Here is a 20,374-nt window from a genome sequence, read left to right as displayed (position 1 = left end):
GAGCGCATGGGTGTCGCGTCGAGCGCCGGCAAGCTGGTCGGGCAGCGGGTGGCGCCGCACGTGCCGCGGCTGGCACCGGACCTCACCCACTCCTTCGTCCGCGAGGCGCTGCACCGCGCGATCCACGGGGTCGGCCCGCTGCCGTCGGCCGCGCACGCCGCGGACGCCCAGCTCGCCGAGCAGCACGGTCACGTCGGCAAGGCGGTCGGGGAGGTCATCGACAACCACGTCCGGTACGCGGGCGCGCAGGGGCTGGTCACCGGGCTCGGTGGCGTCATCACCGCGACCGTCACGATCCCGGCGAACCTGGCCGGCCTCGCCCTGGTGCAGGCGCGGATGGTGGCCGGCATCGCGCACCTGCACGGCTACGACCTCGACGACCCCCGGGTCCGCAACGCGGTCCTCGCCTGCATGCTCGGGCGCCAGCAGGTCGACCAACGGATCCGTGAGCGTGCCCTGCCCGGTCCGCCGATGGCGATCGCCACGGCGCCGGTCCACGACCCCGCCCTGGACCGGGTGATCACCGCCGAGGTGGCCTCCGACCTGATCCAGCGCGTGGGCGGCAAGCGGCTGGCGATCACCATCGCCCGGCGCACCCCGATCGTCGGCGGCGCGTTCGGCATGGGGGCCGACGGGTGGGCGACCTGGCGGGTCGGTCGCTACGCCGCGGGTGAGCTGCGCCCGCGCGCCCGCCGGTAGGCGGCCAGCATTCGGCGCCCGGTCGCGCTGGCCCGCAGGCGACGCACGACCTTCTCCCGCCAGCGGTACGTCGGCCGCAGGTAGGCCCGCTCGAGCGCGGCCCTCGTCTCGTCGAGCTCGCGGCTCAGCTCCGCCTCACGGTGGCGCAGCCGGGCACCCTCCTGCAGCAGGGCGGTGATGGCGTCGACGGCCGCCGCGGACACCTGCTTCTCGGACGGGTGGTCGGGGTCGGCGTACCGCTGCACGGGCGGAGCGCCCGCGAGGTCGTGGAGGTCGCCGACGACGTCGTAGCCGCGCCGCTCGACCTCCGCCACCCAGCTGCGCATCACCTCGGTCGCCCACGGGTGCGCGTCCGGCGGCAGGGCGAGCCGCGGCGACCGGGTCCGCCGGGACAAGGTCTGGTGGGCCAGCAGCTCCCGGACCAGCGGCCGGTAGTCGGCGGGGGTGACGTGCTGGTTCGCGGCCCGGTTGATGCGCCGCACGAGCGCCGTCTCGGGTGCGCCGAGGGACGGATTCTGGCGCTCGCCCTCGAGGTCGAGGTCGAGCCCGTCGAGCCCGAACGCCACGCTGAACTGCTTCCAGAGCAGCTGCGGCGGTCCCCCCGGCGGCGGCACGGTGACCAGGTGGACCTGCTCGGGTGGCAGCTCGTGGCCCCAGCGGTTGAGGATGTCGGGCAGCTCCTGGACGCCCCAGAACCAGGTGGCGATCCGGCTCTCGCGCGCCGGGTCCTGGATCTGCCGGAGGAACGCGCCGTAGCTGAGCGAGGCCCGGTGCTTGACGTTCTCCTGCCACTCCGCCGGGATCTGGCGGACCAGGTCGCGCACCGACAGCACGACGTGCACCTCGGTGCCCTCGCCGTGGCCCAGCGAGGCGAGAGCCCGGCCGGCCTGGGCGCGCGACGCGGTGGCGAGGATCTCGTGGCTGATGATCGCGGTGCCGCGGTGCGCGCGCACCTGGGCGGCCAACCGGTCCCACGCGCCGACCGCCTCGGCCTCCAGGCCGCCCCACGGCAGCCGCATCAGGTCCAGCGCGGCGAGGAAGTGGGCGTCGAAGCGGTCGGCCGGGTAGAGGATCCCGGCGTCCGCCAGCACCCGGCGGTTGCGGAACAGCACGTCCTGCAGGTACGACGTGCCCGTCTTCGGGGTGCCCACGTGGAGCAGGACACGCGCACTCACAGGTCCTCCTCGTTCTCCAGCAGCAGGCGCAGCGCGAGCGCCAGGACTCCGGCGTCCGAGGGCTCGGCGACACCGGGTCGGTCGACCGGCAGCAGCCGGTCGGGGTCGCCGACCACAGCGTAACCATCGCGGAGCAGCCCGTCGCGCACCCGGACGGCGGCCGCGTGCAGCCAGTCGGCGTGCTCCTCGGGGACGCGCAGCGGCGTCCCGCCGAGCGCGGCCAGTCGCGGCAGCAGCGTGCCGTGCACGAGCGCGCGACGGCGCTCGGGCACCGCGAGCAGGTCGAGGACCTGGGTCAGCCGCCGGGCGAGCTCGGTCGGGTCGGCGCCGAGCGCGACCGGCCCCGGCAGCGGACCGCGCACCCCGACCAGCTGCGGCAGCGCGGCCGGGTCCAGGACGACCCGGACCCGGTCCTGGCCGACCCGGCCGGCCCAGGTGCGCGCCACCCGCAGCGGGTCGGCGGCCGGTGGCAGCACCGCTCGCCGCGCGTGCCCCGCCAGCCAGTCGGTCCACCGGGGGGCGCCCTCCCCCAGGCTCCGCGTCGTCCACGCGTCGACGGTCATCGACGCGACGTCGGTGCCGAGCACGAGCACGACCGCGCCGCGCCCACCCGGCGGGCGGCCCGAGGCGACCAATGCGGCCCGCACCGGGTCGGCCAGCGCCCCGTCGCCCACGACCCGGTAGCGCCGGCGTCGCCAGCGGGTCCGTCGGGGGGTGCCGCCGTCGGGGACGCCGGCGGCGACGACGTCCTCGGCGAGCAGGCTCGTCGCCACCCGGACCAGCTCGTCGTCGGGCAGGTCCGCGGGATCGACCGGTGGCGGTCCGAACGCCAGGGCGTCCACCGCGCCGAGGAGCTCCAGGTCGGGGCGGCCCCGGCCCGGCGCGCTCGCCGCGAGCACCCGCTCGACCAGCACCGGACCCGGTCGACCGGCCTGGTTGAGGCGCCGCAGCAGCTCCAGCTGCTGGGCACCGGGGAGCACCCGGCCACCCCGGTCCCCGTGCTCCGCCCACGCCGACCACGGCGTCGTGCCGCCGGCGCGCAGGTGGGCCACCCAGCCCCACGCCCGCCGGACGCCGGCGGCCGCGTCCTGCGCCATCGGTTCCGGGCTCATCGGTCGCGGACGCGCTGCACCTGCGCCCGCACCCGCTGGGTGAGCTGACGCTCGGGGTCGGGCCGGCGGGCCGCCTCCCGGGTCATCGCGGCGAGCGCGTCGAGCGCCGTGCTCAGCTGACGCTTGGTCCCCACCTTGTCCGGGTCGTGCCACGTCTCCTCGGGGTCCGGCGCCACCGGCCGCAGGTCGTCGACGTCCCCGACCACGTGCACGCCGCTGCCCTCGATCCACTCGATCCAGCGCTCGGCCCGCTCCTGGGCCCAGGGGTAGCGGTCCGGCGGCAGCGTCACCGCTGCCGACCTCCGGCGCACGAGCTCGCCCTGGGCGAGCATCTCGCGGATCAGCTCGTCGTAGTAGGACTCGCGCATCGCCCGGCGGTCCATCCGGCGGTTGAGCTGGCGGATCACCTGCGTCTCGGCGATGCCCAGCGAGCGGTTGGACCGGTCGCTGTCCACCGGCGCCCAGGCGGGGTCGATCCGCAGCGCCGCGCACATCCGCTCCCACAGCACGTCACCGGTGGAGTCGTCGGCCGACGGGGGGACGGTGACCACGTGCACGTGGTCCGGCGGCAGGCCGGCGCCCCACGTGCCGAGCACCCGCGGCACGTCGAACGCGCGGTAGAACCAGGTGCGGCCCTTCACGAAGCGGTCGAGGAACCGCCGGTAGCTCCACCGGCGGCCCTGCTTGACGCTCTCCTGCCAGGCCGCGGGCACCTGCCGGGCGAGGTCGCGCACCGTGTAGACCACGTGGATCTCGCTGCCGGCGAGGTCACGCATCACCTTGGCGACCTGGGCGGGGGTCGCCGGTGCGAGGATCTCATGGCTGACGACGACGGTGCCGGAGCGGCGCTGGATGCGCCGCACCAGGGCGTCCCAGGCGCCGTCCGCGTGGCCCGGGGTGCCGCCCCAGTCCTGGCCGAGCAGGTCCAGGGCCGCGCGGAAGTGCGCGAGCGGCGGGTCGACGAGGCTGGACGTCGTCGGCAGGTGCACGCCGTGGCCGGCCAGCTCCTTGGCGTTCACCGCCAGCCGGTCCTGCACGTAGGTCGTGCCGGTCTTGGGCGCACCGACGTGCAGGTAGACCCTCCGGCTCATTCTCCGGATTGTGCCAGGGCGCGGACGACGGCCGAGGGGCTGGGCCGCCCCAGCTGCCGCGCCATCCAGGTGCTGGCCGCGACGACGGCGTCGAGGTCCACGCCGTGCTCGATGCCGAGACCGGTGAGCATCCAGACCAGGTCCTCGGTGGCGAGGTTGCCGGTCGCGCTCTTCGCGTAGGGGCAGCCGCCCAGGCCGCCGGCACTGGCGTCGTACGTCGTGACGCCGGCGTGCAGCGCCGCCAGGGTGTTCGCCAGCGCCTGCCCGTAGGTGTCGTGGAAGTGCATCGCGAGCTGGTCGACGTCCATGCCGGCGGCGGTGAACGCCTCGACCAGCGCGGTCACGTGGCCGGCCGTGCCCACGCCGATGGTGTCGCCGATGCTGAGCTGGCTGGCCCCGAGGTCGAAGAGCCGCTTGCCGACGCCGACCACCTGCTCCACCGGCACCCGCCCCTCCCAGGGGTCGCCGAAGCACATGCTGACGTAGGCCCGGACGTCGAGCCCGGCGTCGCGTGCCCGGCGCACCGTCGGCTCGAACATCGCGAACTGCTCGTCCAGGCCGCGGTTGAGGTTGCGCTGCGCGAACGTCTCGGTCGCGGAGCCGAAGATCGCGACGTGCCGCACGCCCAGCTCGAGCGCGCGGTCCAGGCCCCGCTCGTTGGGCACCAGCACCGGGCAGTCGCGCCCGGCCGACCCGAGCAGCCCCATCAGCTCTGCGGCGTCCGCGAGCTGGGGCACCCACCTCGGGTGCACGAAGCTGGTCGCCTCGACGGTCGGGAGGCCCGCGGCGAGCAGCCTGCGCACGAACTCGGCCTTGACCTCGACCGGCACGATCGCGGCCTCGTTCTGCAGGCCGTCGCGCGGCCCGACCTCGTAGATCGTGACGCGGTCGGGCAGTCCGTCGGCCCGGACGGTCATCGGCAGGTCAGTCATGGGGCTGCACCTCCAGCAGCGGGTGGCCGAGCGCCACCTGGGCGCCGGTGGTGGCGGCGACGCGGGCGACGGTGCCGTCGAACGGCGCCTTGAGCGCCAGCTCCATCTTCATCGCCTCGACCACGACGAGCACCTGGCCGGCCTCGACCCGGTCGCCGTCGGCGACCCGGACGTCGAGGACGGTGCCCGGCATCGGCGCGACGATCGCGCCGTCGCTGACGTCGACGGCGTGGTCGCCGAAGACGTCGGGTCGTTCGAAGACGAACCGCTGGCCGTGGTGGGCGACCTCGGCGACGTGGGGCTGGACGTTGACGACGGCGGAGACCAGCTCGCCCGCGACCTCGAGGGTGAGCACGTGGTTCGCGGCGGACACCTGCCGGACCGCGAGGTCGTCGACCCGACCGGCGTACCGGTCGACGACGACGGGTCGGTCCAGCTCGACGATCGTCGGCGCGGGGTCGGCCCCCGAGCGCCACCCGTCGGACTGGAAGGGGTGGTGTGCGTCGCCGGCCGCCGCGAGCATGGCGCTCACCCACGCGACGAGGACCCGCGGCAGGCCGGCGTCGGGCGGAGCCACCTCGTGGCGGTCGAGCCAGGCGGTGTCGATGGTCGCGTCGCGGAACTCGTCCCCGGCCACCAGGGCCCGCAGGAAGCCGGTGTTGGTCGTCAGCCCGAGGATCGCGGTCCGGTCCAGCGCGTCGACCAGAGCGCGCCGGGCGTCCTCGCGGGTGGCGCCGTGGACGATCACCTTGCCGAGCATGGGGTCGTACGACGTGCTCACGACCTGCTCGGGCTCGAGCGCGTGGTCGACCCGCACGCCGTCGGGCCACCGCACGATGCTGGTGCGGCCGGCCTGGGGCAGGAAGCCGCCGAAGGAGTCCTCGGCGTAGACGCGGGCCTCGATCGCGTGGCCGGTGACGGTCACGTCGTCCTGGGTGATCGGCAGCGGCTCCCCGTCGGCGACGCGCAGCTGGAGCTCGACGAGGTCGTATCCCGTGATCGCCTCGGTCACGGGGTGCTCGACCTGGAGGCGGGTGTTCATCTCCAGGAAGTAGGCCTCACCCGTTCCCCCATTGGCATCAGGGTCGAGAAGGAACTCCACCGTGCCGGCGTTGCGGTAGCCGACGTGCGCCGCGAGCGCGACCGCGCTGGAGGTGACGAGCTCGCGGACCTCCGGCGTGATCGTGGGCGCCGGAGCCTCCTCCAGCACCTTCTGGTGCCGACGCTGGGTGGAGCAGTCGCGCTCGAAGAGGTGCACGACGTTGCCGTGGGCGTCGGCCATGACCTGCACCTCGATGTGGCGGCCGCGCTCGACGTACTTCTCGACCAGGATGGTGTCGTCGCCGAAGGCGCTGCGGGCCTCGCGAGCGGCCGCGGCGCGCGCCTCCTCGAGCTCGGACTCGTCGCGGACGATGCGCATGCCCTTGCCGCCGCCGCCGGCGGCCGCCTTCACCAGGACGGGGAAGGAGGCGTCGTCCCCGGTCGGCACCACGGGCACGCCGGCGGCGACGGCGATCTCGCGGGCGGCGTCCTTGCGGCCCATGGCGTCCATCACCTCGGCGGTCGGGCCGACCAGGGTGATGCCGGCGGCCTCCACGGCACGTGCGAACGCGGAGCGCTCGGAGAGGAACCCGTAGCCGGGGTGGACCGCGTCGGCGCCGGCCGCCTGCGCGGCCGCCACGACCGCCTCGACGTCGAGGTAGCTCTCGACCCGCCGCGCCTCGTCAGCGGCCCGCACGTGCGGGGCGGTCACGTCGGCGTCGGTGAAGATCGCGACGGTGCGGATGCCCATCCGGCGGGCGGTGCGCATGACGCGCAGGGCGATCTCGCCACGGTTCGCGATGAGGAGGGTGTGCATCAAACCGCCTTGGTCAGGGTTACTGGATTTCGACGCGCCCGTCGCGACCTCGTCCCTCGGTCGCGGGGCAAGCTCTGCCTGGTCTCGCCCACGCGCCGCGCTCGTCCCTCGCGCCTCACTGCGAGCCTCACATCCTGAAGATCCCGTAGGAGGGATCCGGGGTCGGGGCGTTGGCGGCGGCCGCGAGGCCCATGCCGAGGACGCGGCGGGTGTCGGCGGGGTCGATGATCCCGTCGTCCCACAGCCGGGCGGAGGCGTAGTAGGGCGAGCCCTGGGTCTCGTACTGCTCGCGGATCGGGGCCTTGAAGTCCTCGTCGTCGGGCCTGCCGGCGACCGTCGCGAGGACGCTGGCGGCCTGCTCGCCCCCCATGACGGAGATGCGGGCGTTGGGCCACATCCACAGGAACCGCGGGTCGTAGGCGCGGCCGCACATGCCGTAGTTGCCGGCGCCGAAGGAGCCGCCGATCACGACGGTGAACTTCGGGACGACCGAGCAGGCGACCGCGGTCACGAGCTTGGCGCCGTCCTTGGCGATGCCGCCGTTCTCGTACTCGCGGCCGACCATGAAGCCGGTGATGTTCTGCAGGAACACCAGCGGGATGCCGCGCTGGTTGCACAGCTCGATGAAGTGGGCGCCCTTGAGGGCCGACTCGCTGAAGAGGATGCCGTTGTTGGCGACGATGCCGACGGGGTGGCCCCACACGTGCGCGAACCCGGTCACCAGGGTCTCGCCGTAGAGCTTCTTGAACTCGTGGAACCGGCTGCCGTCGACGATGCGGCGGATGACCTCGCGCACGTCGTACGGCGTGCGGGTGTCGGCGGGCACGACGTCGTAGAGCGTGGCCGGGTCCTCGTGCGGCTCCTCGACCGGTGCCAGCTCGTACGGCGCACCCGGGGGGCGCCGCTCGAGGGTGCCGACGATGCTGCGCACGATGGCGAGTGCGTGTGCGTCGTCCTCCGCGAGGTGGTCGACGACCCCCGAGGTGCGGGCGTGGACGTCGCCGCCGCCGAGCTCCTCGGCGGTCACGACCTCGCCGGTCGCGGCCTTCACCAGCGGCGGGCCGCCGAGGAAGATCGTGCCCTGGTTGCGCACGATCACGGTCTCGTCGGACATCGCCGGGACGTAGGCGCCACCGGCGGTGCAGCTGCCCATCACGCTGGCGACCTGCGGGATGCCGCGCGCGGACAGGTTGGCCTGGTTGAAGAAGATCCGGCCGAAGTGCTCCCGGTCGGGGAACACCTCGTCCTGCATCGGCAGGAACGCGCCGCCGGAGTCGACCAGGTAGATGCAGGGCAGGTGGTTGTCGCTGGCGACGGTCTGCGCGCGCAGGTGCTTCTTGACCGTCATCGGGTAGTAGGTGCCGCCCTTGACGGTGGCGTCGTTGGCGACCACGACCACCTCGCGGCCGCTCACCCGGCCGATGCCGGTGACCACGCCGGCGCTCGGGACCGGGGTGGTCCCCGGGTCGCCGTACATCCCGTACGCCGCCAGCGGACTCAGCTCGAGGAAGGGGCTGCCGGGGTCGAGCAGCCGGTCCACCCGGTCGCGCACCAGCAGCTTGCCGCGGTCGGTGTGCTTGCGGCGGGCGGACTCGCTGCCGCCCTGCCGGACGGTCGCCAGCCGCTCGCGCAGCTCCCCGACCAGCTCTCGCATCTCACTCACCGCACCAGGTTAGCGATCGTTAACCTGGCGCGCCACCGCCGCGGCGGAGCAGGTCCTGGTCGACAGGCGGTCAGCTGAAGGCGCAGCCGGCCGGGATCCCCAGGCGGCGGAAGACGACCGCCGCCGGGCAGAAGCCGGTGAAGCCCGACTGCAGGAGGTTGAGCCCCACGAACGCGGCCAGGAGCAGCCACCACGGCGAGAAGAGGGCGGTCAGCAGGACGCTGACCACGACCATCGTGCCGGCCAGGGCGAACACCGCGCGGTCCATGTTCATCGCGGCCCCCTCACGCCCGGCCGAAGACGCGGGCGAAGAAGCCCGTCGACGGCTCACCCTGGTGGCCCTGGCACCGCTGGGAGCGCGGCACGCCGGCCAACACCTGGTCGACATGCCGGCCGCACCCCTTCCAGTCCGCCTTGCCGCACTTGCGGCAGGTCACTCGTCGGCACATGCAGGTTCTTCCTCTCGATCGGGGGTCGGGCGGGACGGTGAGCCGGTCGGCTCAGCCGTGGGAGAAGTGGACGTCGGGCAGGATCCGGCGCAGCCAGGCGGGCGACCACCAGGCCGCCCGACCCGTGAGCCGGAGCACGACCGGGAGCAGCACGAGCCGCACGAGGAAGGCGTCGAGCAGCACGGCCACGCCGAGGACGATGCCCATCTCCTTGGGCGGCAGCGGGCCGGCGAGGGCGAAGGTGAAGAACACCGCGACCATCACGGCGGCGGCCGCGAAGATCACCCGGCCCGAGTGGGCCAGCGCTCCGACCATCGCCTCTCGCGGGTTGCCGGAGCCCTCGTAGTGCTCCTTGGCCGACGCCAGCAGGAAGACGGTGTAGTCCATCGCGATCGCGAAGATCATCGCGAAGAAGAACACCGGAGCCCAGGCGTCGAGGAAGCCCTGGTGCTCGAAGCCGAGGAACGACGTCCCCCACCCCTCCTGGAACACCAGCCGGGCGACGCCGAACGCCGCCGCCGTCGAGAGCAGGCTGGCCAGCGTGCCGAGCAGGGCGATGAGCGGTGCCTGCAGCGCGATGAGCAGCAGCAGGAACCCGAGCAGCAGGACGACCCCGATCACCAGCGGCGTGGACTCGTCCAGCTGCGCCTTCAGGTCGAGGTTCTCCACGGCCGCTCCGCCGACGAGCGCCGTGGACGGCAGGTCGGCGCGCAACCGGTCGACGGTGTCGGAGAGAGCCGGGTCGGACGGGTCGACGGTCGGGACCGCGGAGATCAGGGCCAGGCCGCTGTCGTCGGTGGCGGGCTGCGCGGGCATGGCTCCGGCGATCCCCGGGTCGTCGGCGAGGACGGCGGCGGCCTGGTCGGCCTGGCCCTCGTCGACCACGACCTGGAGCGCACCGGGTGCGCCGTCGCCGAAGGACTGCTGCACCAGGTCGTAGCCGACGCGGGCGCTGGCGTCCTCGGGGAGCACCTTGATCGAGGGCATCGCGGTGCGCAGGCCGAGCACGGGGGCGGCGAGCGCGAGGAGCACGAGGAGCGCGCCGGCGCCGTACAGCCACGGGTTGCGCCACAGGCGCTCGCCCCAGGCGGCGAACCGGGCGGAGCGGTGCTCGCCGGTGTGCACCCACTTCAGGGCGAACTTGTTGATCCGCAGGTCGAGCTTGGCGAGGACCACCGGCAGCAGGGTCAAGGTCGCCGCGAGCACGAAGACGACCGCCAGCATGATCCCGCCGGCCATCGAGCGGAACGCCGGGGACGGCACCAGCATCACGGCCGAGAGCGACACCAGCACGGTCAGGCCGGACAGGAGGACCGCCTTGCCGGCGGTGTCCATCGTCTCGGCGATGGCGTCTGGCACCGGACGGTCGTGCCCCATCCGCGCGCCCCGGTAGCGGACGACCAGGAACAGCGCGTAGTCGATGCCGAGCGCGAGGGCGAACATCATCGCGAAGTTCATCGCCCAGATCGAGACCGGGAAGAGCTGGTTGAGCAGGACGAGCGACCCGGCCGACGCGACGAGCCCCGCGAGGGTGAGGATCAGCGGGAGCCCGGCCGCGACCAGGGCGCCGAAGGCGAGGACCAGGATGGCCAGGGTCACCGGCCAGGAGAGCATCTCGGACTTCATCATCGCCTCGAGGTTGGCGGCGTTGAAGTCGGCCCACAGCTGGGAGGCGCCGGTCGGGTTGACCGTCACCGAGCCGGTGCCGAGCTGCTGCAGCGGGTCGCTCAGGTCCTTGGCCGCCTTGACCATGTCGTCGGTCGAGGCGTTCGCCCCCGCGAGGACGACGGCGGTGTGGCCGTCCTGGCTCAGCGTCGCGCCCGGCTGGGGCGCGACGACCTGTCCGATGCGGTCGTCGGCCTGCAGCAGCGCGGTCGCCTTCGCGATGACCGCTGCCCCGTCGCCCTGGGTGACCTGGCCGTCGGGATCGTGCACGACCACCTGGATCGCGGAGCTGGCGTTGCCGCCGAAGTGCTCCTGGGCGAGCTCGCGCGCGGCCACGGACTCCGACCCCTGGGCCTGCCAGCCGGCGCCGGAGAGCTCGGCCTCGACCTTCGGCGCGAAGATGCCGAGCCCGATGATGACGACCAGCCACAGCACGGTGGTGGTGCGGGCATGGTTGACGACGGCGAGCCCGAGTCGGCCCAGCGGCCCCGGGCGCACCGCGGGCGCGAGGGCCGGGTGCGAGCGTGCGGCGTGGGTGGTGGTCATGCGAGAGCGTCCTCCGACGGGTGACGGAATACCCCGGGGGGTATCGAACGTTGCGAACACTAACACCCCGGGGGGTATCGTCAAACCCGGGAGAGACCCAGGAGGACGCATGACCACCACCACCCTGACCAAGGACAACTTCGAGACCACGGTCACCAGCGACGACATCGTGCTGGTCGACTTCTGGGCCTCCTGGTGCGGCCCGTGCCGCCAGTTCGGCCCGATCTTCGAGAAGGCGTCCGAGACGCACCCCGACGTGGTCTTCGGCAAGGTCGACACCGAGGCCGAGCGCGAGCTCGCCGCGGCCGCGCAGATCACCTCGATCCCCACGCTGATGGCGTTCCGCGAGGGCATCCTCGTCTTCGCCCAGCCCGGCGCGCTCCCGGCCCCGGCGCTGGAGCAGGTGATCTCGGCGGTCCGCGAGCTGGACATGGACGACGTCCGGGCCCAGCTCGCCGCGCAGCAGCAGGACGGGCACCCGGGGGAGCAGCCCTGATGGGCGGCTACACCCTGTCGACCACCCTCGACCGCCCCTACGACCAGGCCGTCGGCGAGGTCCGCGCGGCGCTGGCCGACCAGGGCTTCGGGGTGCTGACCGAGATCGACCTGCGGGCGACCCTGGCCGCGAAGCTCGGCGTCGACGTGCCGCCCCAGGTCATCCTTGGCGCCTGCCGCCCCCAGCTCGCGCACGCGGCCCTGCAGATCGAGCCGACGGTCGCTGCCGTGCTGCCGTGCAACGTGGTGGTGCGCGCGGTCGACGAGACGACCACGCAGGTGCAGGCGTTCGACCCCGAGGTGATGACCGCCCTCGCCGGCGACGACCTCGCTCCCGTGGCCCACGAGGCCCGGGCCCGACTGACCGCGGCGCTCGCCGCCCTGGACGAGGAGGACTAGGCATGGAGCTCGACCCGCAGGAGATGAGCCCGGTCATCAACCGGATCAAGCGGGCCCGCGGCCAGCTCGACGGCGTCCTCCGGATGCTCGAGGAGGGCCGCGAGTGCGAGGACGTCGTCACCCAGCTGGCGGCGGTGTCCAAGGCGCTGGACCGCGCCGGCTTCGCGATCGTGGCCACCGGCCTCCAGCAGTGTCTGATGTCCGACGACGGCGCCACCACCATGGACGTGAAGAAGATGGAGAAGCTCTTCCTCTCGCTGGCCTGACACCGGCCGCAGCGGGCGGGGCGAGGACCTCCCCGGCCCCCGCCCCGCGCGCTGCGCCGTGCTCCCGCGCGTCTACTTCGGCGGCGGCGGCACCAGGCACGCCGTCGGTGCCGAGGTGTTGCCGCTGAAGTCGGTGGCGTAGACCTCGGCGTCACCGGTGCCGGTGATCTTGAGGATGCCGCCGGGCATGGTCTTCATCGACGGCCGGGCACCGTTCTCGGTGTACTTGATCAACTGGCCGCTCGCGAACGGTCCCCACACCGTGCCGCTCCCGGTGTCGCGCAGGTAGACCTCCGGGCTGGTGTCCACGACGTCGGTGGCCGTCAGCCGGAAGAACCCGTCGGGGTTGTGCGACGACGGGACGTGGCCGGCCGGGTTCGGACCCTCCGGGCAGCCCACGGTCGGCGGCGTGGTGTCGACGACCGTGATGGTGCCGGTGCCCGTGCCGGTGTTGCCGGCGGCATCGGTCGCCTGGCAGGTCACCGTCGTGGCCCCGAGCCCGAAGAGACTGCCGGACGGCGGTGCGCAGGTCGGGGTGAGCGGTCCGTCGACGTTGTCGACCGCCGTGGCGTCGTACGACACGGTGGCGCCGCTGGGCGAGGTGGCCTCGACCGTCCTGCTCTCCACCGTCACGACCGGCGGGGTGACGTCGTTGACGGTGATCTCGGCGGTCTGCACGAACGCAGGGCCGGGCAGCTCGCCGTTGACCAGGAAGCGCGTCGTGCAGGTGACCGTGCCGCCCTGCGGGGCGTCGGCGGTCAGCGTGAACGTCTCGTCGAACGTCGTCGTGTCACCCGAGGTGACCGTGCGCGCGGCCGGGCTGAACGACGCCGAGACACCCGGGTCACAGGTCGTGTCGGGGGTGACGACCGCCGGCAGGTTGCGCAGCTCGCTGAGGATCGTGCCGGCGACCTGGGACGGGTCGGCGGCCGCGAGGGAGCCGCCGGTGGCCCCGGTGACGCGGGTGGCCTGCCCGAGGCTGTCGAGGTGGGCGCCGTTGATGCCGTTGACGTTGATGGCGATCACCTGGACGCCGGAGGCGACCAGACCACTCGTCGCGCCGGCCTCGGTGAAACCGAGCGACGGGTCGTGGCTCGGGGCGTCGCCGAACATCACCAGCACCCGGGTGCTGTCGGGGCGGAAGGCGATGGTCGAGGGCACCTTGCCGAGCGCACCGATCCACGCCTCGGGCTCGTCGCCGCCGCCCCCGGCCGACCAGGCGCCGATGCCCGCGACCGCGTCGGACGCGCTGGCCGTCAGCTGCTGGTCGACCCGGTAGGCGAACGGCGACGACGACTCGTCGTCCTTGTACTCGGCGATGGCGAACTGCGCGTCCGGCTGGGCCGCCTGGACCTGGGCGAGGATGTCGCCGGCGTTGGTGCGCACGTTGGTGATGCTCGAGCCCATGCTCCCGGTGGTGTCGGCCATCAGGACGATGTCGGGCTTCGGCGGGATCGGTGGGGTCTCCACCGTCTTGGTGATCGTCACCGAGGCACCGGGGTCCAGCGCGTCGGCGTAGTGGGCCGGGCTGACGCCCGGGGTGGCCGCCGCCACGGTGGCGGTGACGACGGTCAGCACGGCGGTTCCGACCGCCGCAGGGACGAGACGATGCGCGATCGCCCGAGATGTCGAGATCATGTGCTTCCCTCCGAGATCGGTGGCGTCGTTGCCACCGCTCGTGACGGTAGTGAGCCCGGCCGCCCGGGGCCTGACCCGTCCGGGCCAGCTCGGGTGCCCCGTCCGGGGCAGCCCGATCGGGCCCCCACCCGGTTAGCGACCGCTAACCTGGTCGGGTGAGCCCGCCGGTGGACCGACGCAGCCAGATCCTCGCCACCGCGGCGGAGCTCTTCGCGACCCGCGGGTTCCACGGCGTCTCGGTGGCCGACCTCGGCGCGGCGTGCGGGATCTCCGGACCGGCCCTCTACAAGCACTTCTCGTCCAAGCAGGCCGTGCTGGCCGAGATGCTCGTCTCGATCAGCGAGGAGCTCCTGCGCGTGGGCGGCGAGCGGGTCGCCGAGGCGGCCGGCCCGGAGGCGGCCGTCGCCGCCCTGGTGGACTGGCACGTGGACTTCGCGCTGCGGCACCGGCCGCTGATCGTCGTGCAGGACCGCGACTGGGAGTCGCTGCCCGATGACGCGCGAGAGCGGGTCCGCACGCTCCAGCGTGAGTACGTCGACCTCTGGGCCGCGCAGCTGCGCCGGGTCGACCGCCGGCTGGACCTGCCCACCGCGCGGGCGATGGCCCACGCGGCGTTCGGCCTGATCAACTCCACGCCGCACAGCGGGCTGCTGCCCGACGCCCGGATGCAGGAGCTGCTCACCCGGATGGCGCTGGGGGCGCTGACGGCTCGGCCGCCGAGGCACCGGGGTCGGCGGTGACCTCTCGCAGCAGCCGGGCCGCGTAGAGCGCGGCCTCGAGCGCGGCGTCGAGGTCCGCGTCCTCCTCGTCACCGTCGGCCCCGTCCGGGCCGGCGTCGGGCTCGGTGCGCGCGTACAGCCGCGCCAGCAGCTCCTCGCGCGGCAGCCCGCGCAGCTGCAGGAGCACGAACGGGTCCGCCTCGACCAGCCAGGTGAGCTGCTGCAGGACGGCGAGCGCGTGGACGCAGGGGTCCGCCCAGGCATCGCACGTGCACGACGACCCGAGCTCGCCGCCGTACGGCAACAGCTCGACGCCGGACTCCTCGGCGTGCTCGACGAGCCCGTGCGGAAGGTCGCCGGCCAGCAGCGCGGCGACCCGCCCGGACTCGGCGGCGACGGCCTCGACCAGCGCGTCGCCGTCCGCGCGGTCGAGCACCGGGAGGCTGCCCTCGACGGTCCACAGACCGCGCCGGTCCTCGACCGAGGCGACGAACCGGCCGGGCTCGGTCGAGATCCGGCCGACGTGGCCGGCGCGCGCCAGCCGCCGCGAGGCGACCAGGTCGGCCTCGTCGTACGCCGCCTCCTCGACCGCGCGCACCCACGCCTTGCCCCACCAGCTGGTGGCCCGCACGCTCGAGCGCCGCGGCGCGACCCGGGGATGCAGGACCGCCGCGGCCATCAGCCCGGCCGGAGGGTGACGAGGTCGCGCAGCTCCGCGTCGCTGAGCTCGGTGAGCGCCGCCTCGCCCCGGCCCAGCACGGCGTCGGCGAGAGCGCGCTTGCGGTCCAGGAGCTCGGCGACCTTCTCCTCGACGGTCCCGCGGGTGACCATCCGGTGCACCTGGACCGGCTTGGTCTGACCGATCCGGTAGGCACGGTCGGTCGCCTGCTCCTCGACCGCGGGGTTCCACCACCGGTCGACGTGCACGACGTGGTCGGCGCGGGTCAGGTTGAGACCGGTGCCGCCGGCCTTCAGCGACAGCAGGAAGACCGGCACCTCGCCGGCCTGGAAGCGCTCGACCATCTGCTCGCGCTCGCGGACCGGGGTGCCGCCGTGCAGCAGCTGGTGGGGGATGCCGGCACGGGCCAGGTGGCCCTCGAGCAGCCTCGCCATGGCGACGTACTGGCTGAACACGAGCACCGCGCCGTCCTCGGCGAGCACGGTGCCGACCAGCTCGTCGAGCAGGTCGACCTTCTCCGACCGACCCGAGAGCCGCGCACCGGACCGTTTGAGGAAGTGGTCCGGGTGGTTGCAGATCTGCTTCAGGCCGGTCAGCAGCATCAGCACCAGGCCGCGCCGGCTGTCCTCGTCGGCACGCTCGATGCGGGCCATCGTGTCGCGGACGAACGACTCGTAGAGCACGACCTGCTCGCGGGTCAGCCGCAGCAGGTGGTCGGTCTCGGTCTTGGGGGGCAGCTCGGGCGCGACACCCGGGTCGGACTTGCGGCGGCGCAGCAGGAACGGGCCGACCAGGTCCGCGAACTGCCGGGCCTTGGTCGGCTCCCGGCCCGACTCGATCGGCCCGGCCCAGACCTTGCGGAAGGCGTTGCGGCTGCCGAGCAGTCCCGGCGTGGCCCAGTCGAGGATGGACCACAGCTCGGTGAGGTCGTTCTCGACGGGGGTGCCGGTCAGCGCGACGCGGGCCGCGCTCGGGATGGTCCGCAACGACCGCGCGGTCGACGTCCGGGCGTTCTTCACGTGCTGCGCCTCGTCGGCGACCACGAGGTCCCACCCGACCTCCGCGAGGGTCGCCGCGTCCCTGCGCATGGTGCCGTAGGTCGTCAGCACGAACCCGTCACCCGCCCGGGTCAGGTCACGGGTGCTGCCGTGGAACCGGACCACCGGCGTGCCGGGCGCGAACCGGCGGACCTCCGCCTCCCAGTTGCCGAGCAGGCTGGCCGGGCACACGACCAGGGTCGGCCCGGGGCGACCGGTCTCGCGACGGTGCAGGTGGAGGGCGATCAGCGTGACGGTCTTGCCCAGCCCCATGTCGTCGGCCAGGCAGGCGCCGAGCCCGAGGTCGGTGAGCTCGACCAGCCAGGTCAGCCCATGGCGCTGGTAGTCGCGCAAATCGGCGGCGAGCCCGACCGGCGGCCCGACCGGCTCCCGGGTCGCGGCGGTCACCACCCGCTCCCGGAGCGCGAGCAGGCTCGCCCCGACGACGACCTGCTCCTCGACCTCCGCGACCTGCACCGTCCCGGTGAGCGCGGCGGCGACGGCCTCGGCCGGTCTGGCGGTGCGGACCAGCCGCTTCCTCGCCTTCCGTGCGATCGACGGGTCGACGACGGTCCAGCCACCACGCAGGCGCAGCAAGGGGGACGCCGACCGGGCGAGCCGGTCCATCTCCTCGGCGGTGAGCGGCTCGCCGTGCAGCGCGACCTGCCAGTTGAAGGCGAACAGCGCGTCGGTGCCGAGGGTCGGGGCGTCCAGCGGCTCCTCGCGCGGTCCGGCCGGCGCCCGGTCCAGCACGGTCGTCACGGTGAGGTCGCGGCCCAGGCTCTTGGGCCACAGGACGTCGACCCCGGCCGCGCGCAGCGCACCCACGCCCTCCTCGAGCAGGCTCACCAGCTCGTCGGTCTCCAGGGTCAGCTGGTCGGGCACCCGCAGCTCGAGCAGCCGGTCGAGCACGGGCCAGGCGTCGGCCGCCGCCCGCAGGGCGATCGTCGCGTGGGTGCGGGCACGCTCCCCGAAGCCGTGCTCGGCAGGGCTCCCGGTCCACAGGTCGACCAGGTCGCACACGTGCAGCGGGTTCTGCTCGTCGTGCGCCTGCGGCACCAGACGGACGGCGCCTGCGACCAGCTCCTCCTCGTCGGCCTCGACGCGCACGGACACCGAGACCAGCTGGGGCAGGTCGCGCGCGTCCACCCGCTGGTGGCGGGCGAGCCGGGCCTGCAGCCGCTCCTCGAAGGAGGGCCGGCCCGGCGGGCGTACGGCCGGCGCCTGGGTGGTCGTCGGCGCCCCGCGCGGCATCGCGTCGGTGACCGCGTCGATCAGGTCGCGCACCAGCCGCTCGTCCTCGGCCCGGCCGGTCGCCAGCATCGAGATCCGGTCCTCGTCGTCGCGGTCCAGGCCCGCCGCCCGCCAGTGGCCGTCGGCGGGGGCGAACTTGCCCGCCGCCACCAGCCGCATCGCGAGCAGGGCCGCGCCCGAGAGCAGACCCACCGACGGGTGCAGGTCCGCGCGGCTGCGGGCCTTGGCCAGCACCGGGAGCGCGGCCCGGATCGGCAGCGCGACCGTGCGCCGTTCGTCGGTGAACTCCACGACGCCCTCCCGTGGCGGCTCGGCCGGCCGGAAGACCGCGGGTCCGGTGACGGGGACGAAGCTCATCCCCGGTCTCCGCGGCCCTGCGACGTGGTCACCGCAGTGACGGTAGCCGGACGGTGGGACAGCGCGCTTCGGACCAGGACGTAGCCTGCACCCCATGAGCATCCTCGAGGCGAAGATCGCGCTGCTCGACGGCACCCCGTCCACCCTGGGCGAGATCACGGGTGGTCGTCCGGCGCTGCTGGTGAACGTGGCGAGCAAGTGCGGGCTCACCCCGCAGTACACCGGGCTCGAGGCCCTCCACGAGCGGTACGCCGACCGTGGCTTCACCGTCGTGGGCGTGCCGTGCAACCAGTTCTACGGCCAGGAGCCGGGAACGGCCGACGAGATCGCCGAGTTCTGCTCGGCGACCTACGGCGTCACCTTCCCGATGACCGAGAAGGTCGAGGTCAACGGCGACGGCCGACACGAGGTCTACCGCACCCTGGTGCAGACGCCCGACGAGAACGGCGAGGCCGGCGACGTGGCCTGGAACTTCGAGAAGTTCCTGATCGCCGCCGACGGCACGGTCGTGGCCCGCCTGCGGCCCACGGTCGAGCCCGACGACCCGCGCCTGGTCGACGCCGTGGAGGCGCTGGTCGGCTGACCGGTCTGCCGAACCGGGCCCGGACGGCGCACGGGGTGCGTAGATTCGAGGGCGGGACTCGCGGAGGGCGGGACCGGGGAGGGTGAGATGGACCTGTTCGAGATCGACGACAGCCGGCGGATGAGCCGGGAGGACGCCGCCGCTCGGTTGCGCGACCTGGCCGACGCCCTGGCGCGCAACAACTCGGTCGAGTTCGTGCGCGACGGCCGGCGGGTCACCGTGCGGGTGCCGGACACGGTCGACCTCAAGATCGAGGTCGAGCTCGGCGACGAGAACGAGCTCGAGGTCGAGCTCACCTGGTGAGTGTGCTGGTGAGTGCGCCGGTGAGTGCGCCGGCGAGTCAGCCGGCGAAGCGGCCCGTCACCGGCGGCAGGTCGGCGAGCGTGACGATCCCGGGCGGGGCGGCCACGACGTAGGGCACCGCGTTGGTGACCGGCATCGCCGTGTAGATCATCCCCAGCCCCATGAATCCGGGCTCCGTCCAGTCGGCGGGCGGCAGGCAGTGCAGCACGGTGCGCATGTTCGGCATCCCGAAGACCTGGACGACGTGTCCGTGCGCGAGCGGCTTCGGTGGGACCGTGTGCTCGCCCATCACCCAGTTGAACCCGACGCTGACCACGTTGCGGTCGCCGACCCAGCCGCGGTGGTAGCCCATCACGCCGCCGACGGTGCCGGCCGGGATCGTCATGAACCCCAGGTCGCTGTCACCGGTGGCGGCGGTGAACTCCACGTCGAAGGTCATCCGGTCCAGCGGGGCGCCGATCGCGTCGGCCATCATCGCGGCGGACTCGGCGAACACCTCGCTCTCGCGCCGCACGCTCTCGGCCAGCCCCGGGGTGTCGGGCGCCTGCGAGAAGCCCATCGCGCGCTGGGTCTCCGCGGACTCGTACGTCGAGCAGTCGACCGACTCGGTGATCCGGATCTCGTCCACCCGCTCGCACGAGCCGCTGAGCACCATGCCGACCAGGTTCGTCATCCCCGGGTGGGCGCCGCTGCCGAAGATCGACGCTCCCCCGCGCTCGCAGGCCGCCCGGACCCGGTCCAGATCCGCAGGGCTCTGCTTGCCGCCGGTGATCCACGCAGCGCTCGCGCAGACGTTCACACCGGCCTCCAGCAGCGCGCAGAGCTCGTCGATGCTCGGCCACAGCGGGTTGTAGCAGCACGCGTCCGCGCCCAGCGACAGCAGCGCCGCGACGTCGTTCGTGGCGAGCACACCGGTCGGCTCGGGCCAGCCGCACAGCTCGGCGGCGTCCACACCGACCTTGTCGGCGCCATGGGCGTAGACGCCCGCGAGCTCGAGGTCCGGGCGGGTGAGGATGGCGTGCAGGGAGCGTCGGCCGATGTTGCCGGTGGTCCACTGGATGACGCGGAGGGGTCGGTCCATGGACCCGCACACTAGAACGTGTTCTACGGTCGTCGCCACCGCCGCGGGACGGACGACGACGCGCGGTGCGATGGTGCCCGGGACGGCAGGACCTTGGTCCCTGTGCCCGACCGCCGTGCCGGGAGAGCGTCGAGGCATGAGGTTGCGGATGCAGATCACCGAGGGCGTCGACGGGACGTGGAGCTGCTCCCTGGCCGGGCACGAGCTCGACGAGCACGACACCCTCGTCGACGCGCTCGTGCACCTGCACGAGGAGGCCGACCACCTCTACGACGAGCCGGAGCTGTGGGTGCAGTTCGCCGACGGGGTGGTGGAGGAGCTCGCCGCGGTGCCGTTCTTCCCCCTGCCGTGAGGCCGGTGCCCGGCTCCCGCA

At 73.7% G+C, this 20,374-nt stretch carries 21 protein-coding genes; 8 read left to right on the top strand and 13 right to left on the bottom strand.

Annotation, left to right across the window (positions count from 1 at the left end):
* Positions 1-6 precede the first annotated feature (6 nt).
* Positions 7-699: an EcsC family protein gene (locus tag ACILRH_RS01945; protein ID WP_395690448.1), complete on the top strand. Its 693-nt coding sequence runs from the start codon at positions 7-9 to the stop codon at positions 697-699.
* Here the strand turns inward: ACILRH_RS01945 and ACILRH_RS01940 are convergent.
* The 9 genes from ACILRH_RS01940 to ACILRH_RS01900 form a co-directional block, all read right to left on the bottom strand.
* Positions 660-1,874, bottom strand: coding sequence for a hypothetical protein (locus ACILRH_RS01940; RefSeq protein WP_395690447.1), 1,215 nt, complete (start codon positions 1,872-1,874; stop codon positions 660-662). The genes ACILRH_RS01945 and ACILRH_RS01940 overlap by 40 nt on opposite strands.
* Entirely contained in the window at positions 1,871-2,971 is a 1,101-nt protein-coding gene (locus ACILRH_RS01935) for a hypothetical protein (RefSeq protein ID WP_395690446.1), read from the bottom strand. Before ACILRH_RS01935 ends, ACILRH_RS01940 begins: the two co-directional genes overlap by 4 nt.
* Positions 2,972-2,982: 11 nt before the next feature.
* Positions 2,983-4,077, bottom strand: a complete 1,095-nt coding sequence (locus ACILRH_RS01930; RefSeq protein WP_395690445.1) for a hypothetical protein — start codon at positions 4,075-4,077, stop codon at positions 2,983-2,985.
* Positions 4,074-5,009, bottom strand: a complete 936-nt coding sequence (locus ACILRH_RS01925) for a hydroxymethylglutaryl-CoA lyase (RefSeq protein WP_395690444.1) — start codon at positions 5,007-5,009, stop codon at positions 4,074-4,076. Before ACILRH_RS01925 ends, ACILRH_RS01930 begins: the two co-directional genes overlap by 4 nt.
* A complete protein-coding gene (locus ACILRH_RS01920) occupies positions 5,002-6,867 on the bottom strand; it encodes an acetyl/propionyl/methylcrotonyl-CoA carboxylase subunit alpha (RefSeq protein ID WP_395690443.1) in 1,866 nt (621 codons plus the stop codon). The genes ACILRH_RS01925 and ACILRH_RS01920 overlap by 8 nt, the downstream gene beginning before the upstream one ends.
* 127 nt (positions 6,868-6,994) lie before the next feature.
* Entirely contained in the window at positions 6,995-8,521 is a 1,527-nt protein-coding gene (locus tag ACILRH_RS01915; protein WP_395691202.1) for a carboxyl transferase domain-containing protein, read from the bottom strand.
* Between the two features lie 79 nt (positions 8,522-8,600).
* A complete protein-coding gene (locus ACILRH_RS01910; RefSeq protein ID WP_395690442.1) occupies positions 8,601-8,804 on the bottom strand; it encodes a DUF2892 domain-containing protein in 204 nt (67 codons plus the stop codon).
* Between the two features lie 10 nt (positions 8,805-8,814).
* Positions 8,815-8,979, bottom strand: coding sequence for a hypothetical protein (locus ACILRH_RS01905; RefSeq protein WP_395690441.1), 165 nt, complete (start codon positions 8,977-8,979; stop codon positions 8,815-8,817).
* A 51-nt stretch (positions 8,980-9,030) separates the two neighbouring features.
* Complete coding sequence (locus ACILRH_RS01900) at positions 9,031-11,190, bottom strand: MMPL family transporter (RefSeq protein ID WP_395690440.1); 2,160 nt, start codon at positions 11,188-11,190, stop codon at positions 9,031-9,033.
* 109 nt (positions 11,191-11,299) lie between these two features.
* Here ACILRH_RS01900 and trxA point away from each other — a divergent pair, with 109 nt between their 5' ends.
* The 3 genes from trxA to ACILRH_RS01885 are packed head-to-tail and all read left to right on the top strand — an operon-like array spanning position 11,300 to position 12,350.
* Positions 11,300-11,686, top strand: coding sequence for a thioredoxin (trxA, locus tag ACILRH_RS01895; protein ID WP_395690439.1), 387 nt, complete (start codon positions 11,300-11,302; stop codon positions 11,684-11,686).
* Positions 11,686-12,084 (top strand): DUF302 domain-containing protein, encoded by a 399-nt coding sequence (locus tag ACILRH_RS01890; protein ID WP_395690438.1) that lies wholly within the window; start codon positions 11,686-11,688, stop codon positions 12,082-12,084. Before trxA ends, ACILRH_RS01890 begins: the two co-directional genes overlap by 1 nt.
* Before the next feature lie 2 nt (positions 12,085-12,086).
* Positions 12,087-12,350 carry a metal-sensitive transcriptional regulator gene (locus ACILRH_RS01885; RefSeq protein WP_395690437.1) on the top strand — a complete coding sequence of 88 codons (264 nt, stop codon included), beginning with the start codon at positions 12,087-12,089 and terminating at the stop codon, positions 12,348-12,350.
* A 72-nt stretch (positions 12,351-12,422) separates the two neighbouring features.
* Here the strand turns inward: ACILRH_RS01885 and ACILRH_RS01880 are convergent, their stop codons facing one another.
* The gene (locus ACILRH_RS01880) at positions 12,423-13,928 is read right to left on the bottom strand and encodes an HYR domain-containing protein (RefSeq protein WP_395690436.1); all 1,506 of its coding nucleotides are present in this window, start codon (positions 13,926-13,928) and stop codon (positions 12,423-12,425) included.
* A 215-nt stretch (positions 13,929-14,143) separates the two neighbouring features.
* On the opposite strand from ACILRH_RS01880, the gene ACILRH_RS01875 reads away from it, so the two are divergent.
* A complete protein-coding gene (locus tag ACILRH_RS01875) occupies positions 14,144-14,728 on the top strand; it encodes a TetR/AcrR family transcriptional regulator (RefSeq protein WP_395690435.1) in 585 nt (194 codons plus the stop codon).
* On the opposite strand, the gene ACILRH_RS01870 is transcribed toward ACILRH_RS01875, so the two are convergent.
* Complete coding sequence (locus ACILRH_RS01870) at positions 14,667-15,386, bottom strand: SWIM zinc finger family protein (RefSeq protein ID WP_395690434.1); 720 nt, start codon at positions 15,384-15,386, stop codon at positions 14,667-14,669. The two genes, ACILRH_RS01875 and ACILRH_RS01870, sit on opposite strands and share 62 nt — an antisense overlap.
* On the bottom strand, positions 15,386-18,034 hold the full coding sequence (locus tag ACILRH_RS01865) for a DEAD/DEAH box helicase (protein WP_395690433.1): 2,649 nt from the start codon (positions 18,032-18,034) through the stop codon (positions 15,386-15,388). Before ACILRH_RS01865 ends, ACILRH_RS01870 begins: the two co-directional genes overlap by 1 nt.
* A gap of 94 nt (positions 18,035-18,128) precedes the next feature.
* Between ACILRH_RS01865 and ACILRH_RS01860 the strand changes: the two genes are divergently transcribed.
* Together ACILRH_RS01860 and ACILRH_RS01855 are read left to right on the top strand one after the other, a co-directional pair.
* Positions 18,129-18,617 carry a glutathione peroxidase gene (locus ACILRH_RS01860; protein WP_395690432.1) on the top strand — a complete coding sequence of 163 codons (489 nt, stop codon included), beginning with the start codon at positions 18,129-18,131 and terminating at the stop codon, positions 18,615-18,617.
* An 87-nt stretch (positions 18,618-18,704) separates the two neighbouring features.
* On the top strand, positions 18,705-18,920 hold the full coding sequence (locus tag ACILRH_RS01855) for an amphi-Trp domain-containing protein (protein ID WP_395690431.1): 216 nt from the start codon (positions 18,705-18,707) through the stop codon (positions 18,918-18,920).
* A 37-nt stretch (positions 18,921-18,957) separates the two neighbouring features.
* Here ACILRH_RS01855 and ACILRH_RS01850 read toward each other — a convergent pair whose 3' ends face one another.
* Complete coding sequence (locus ACILRH_RS01850) at positions 18,958-20,001, bottom strand: hypothetical protein (RefSeq protein WP_395690430.1); 1,044 nt, start codon at positions 19,999-20,001, stop codon at positions 18,958-18,960.
* Between the two features lie 136 nt (positions 20,002-20,137).
* Here ACILRH_RS01850 and ACILRH_RS01845 point away from each other — a divergent pair, with 136 nt between their 5' ends.
* The gene (locus ACILRH_RS01845; RefSeq protein ID WP_395690429.1) at positions 20,138-20,353 is read left to right on the top strand and encodes a hypothetical protein; all 216 of its coding nucleotides are present in this window, start codon (positions 20,138-20,140) and stop codon (positions 20,351-20,353) included.
* Positions 20,354-20,374 lie beyond the last annotated feature (21 nt).

It is taken from the genome of Nocardioides sp. (assembly GCF_044226765.1).
In the GTDB taxonomy this organism is placed as follows: Bacteria; Actinomycetota; Actinomycetes; order Propionibacteriales; family Nocardioidaceae; genus Nocardioides.
This window is presented reverse-complemented; position numbering and strand designations above follow the sequence as displayed.

Coding starts and splice junctions, on each gene's coding strand:
- ACILRH_RS01945 (WP_395690448.1), top strand. CDS start 7: ATGGGTGTCGCGTCGAGCGCCGGCAAGCTGGTCGGGCAGCGGGTGGCG.
- ACILRH_RS01935 (WP_395690446.1), bottom strand. CDS start 2,971: ATGGCGCAGGACGCGGCCGCCGGCGTCCGGCGGGCGTGGGGCTGGGTG.
- ACILRH_RS01930 (WP_395690445.1), bottom strand. CDS start 4,077: ATGAGCCGGAGGGTCTACCTGCACGTCGGTGCGCCCAAGACCGGCACG.
- ACILRH_RS01925 (WP_395690444.1), bottom strand. CDS start 5,009: ATGACTGACCTGCCGATGACCGTCCGGGCCGACGGACTGCCCGACCGC.
- ACILRH_RS01920 (WP_395690443.1), bottom strand. CDS start 6,867: ATGCACACCCTCCTCATCGCGAACCGTGGCGAGATCGCCCTGCGCGTC.
- ACILRH_RS01915 (WP_395691202.1), bottom strand. CDS start 8,521: ATGCGAGAGCTGGTCGGGGAGCTGCGCGAGCGGCTGGCGACCGTCCGG.
- ACILRH_RS01910 (WP_395690442.1), bottom strand. CDS start 8,804: ATGAACATGGACCGCGCGGTGTTCGCCCTGGCCGGCACGATGGTCGTG.
- ACILRH_RS01905 (WP_395690441.1), bottom strand. CDS start 8,979: ATGTGCCGACGAGTGACCTGCCGCAAGTGCGGCAAGGCGGACTGGAAG.
- ACILRH_RS01900 (WP_395690440.1), bottom strand. CDS start 11,190: ATGACCACCACCCACGCCGCACGCTCGCACCCGGCCCTCGCGCCCGCG.
- trxA (WP_395690439.1), top strand. CDS start 11,300: ATGACCACCACCACCCTGACCAAGGACAACTTCGAGACCACGGTCACC.
- ACILRH_RS01890 (WP_395690438.1), top strand. CDS start 11,686: ATGGGCGGCTACACCCTGTCGACCACCCTCGACCGCCCCTACGACCAG.
- ACILRH_RS01885 (WP_395690437.1), top strand. CDS start 12,087: ATGGAGCTCGACCCGCAGGAGATGAGCCCGGTCATCAACCGGATCAAG.
- ACILRH_RS01870 (WP_395690434.1), bottom strand. CDS start 15,386: ATGGCCGCGGCGGTCCTGCATCCCCGGGTCGCGCCGCGGCGCTCGAGC.
- ACILRH_RS01865 (WP_395690433.1), bottom strand. CDS start 18,034: ATGAGCTTCGTCCCCGTCACCGGACCCGCGGTCTTCCGGCCGGCCGAG.
- ACILRH_RS01860 (WP_395690432.1), top strand. CDS start 18,129: ATGAGCATCCTCGAGGCGAAGATCGCGCTGCTCGACGGCACCCCGTCC.
- ACILRH_RS01855 (WP_395690431.1), top strand. CDS start 18,705: ATGGACCTGTTCGAGATCGACGACAGCCGGCGGATGAGCCGGGAGGAC.
- ACILRH_RS01850 (WP_395690430.1), bottom strand. CDS start 20,001: ATGGACCGACCCCTCCGCGTCATCCAGTGGACCACCGGCAACATCGGC.
- ACILRH_RS01845 (WP_395690429.1), top strand. CDS start 20,138: ATGAGGTTGCGGATGCAGATCACCGAGGGCGTCGACGGGACGTGGAGC.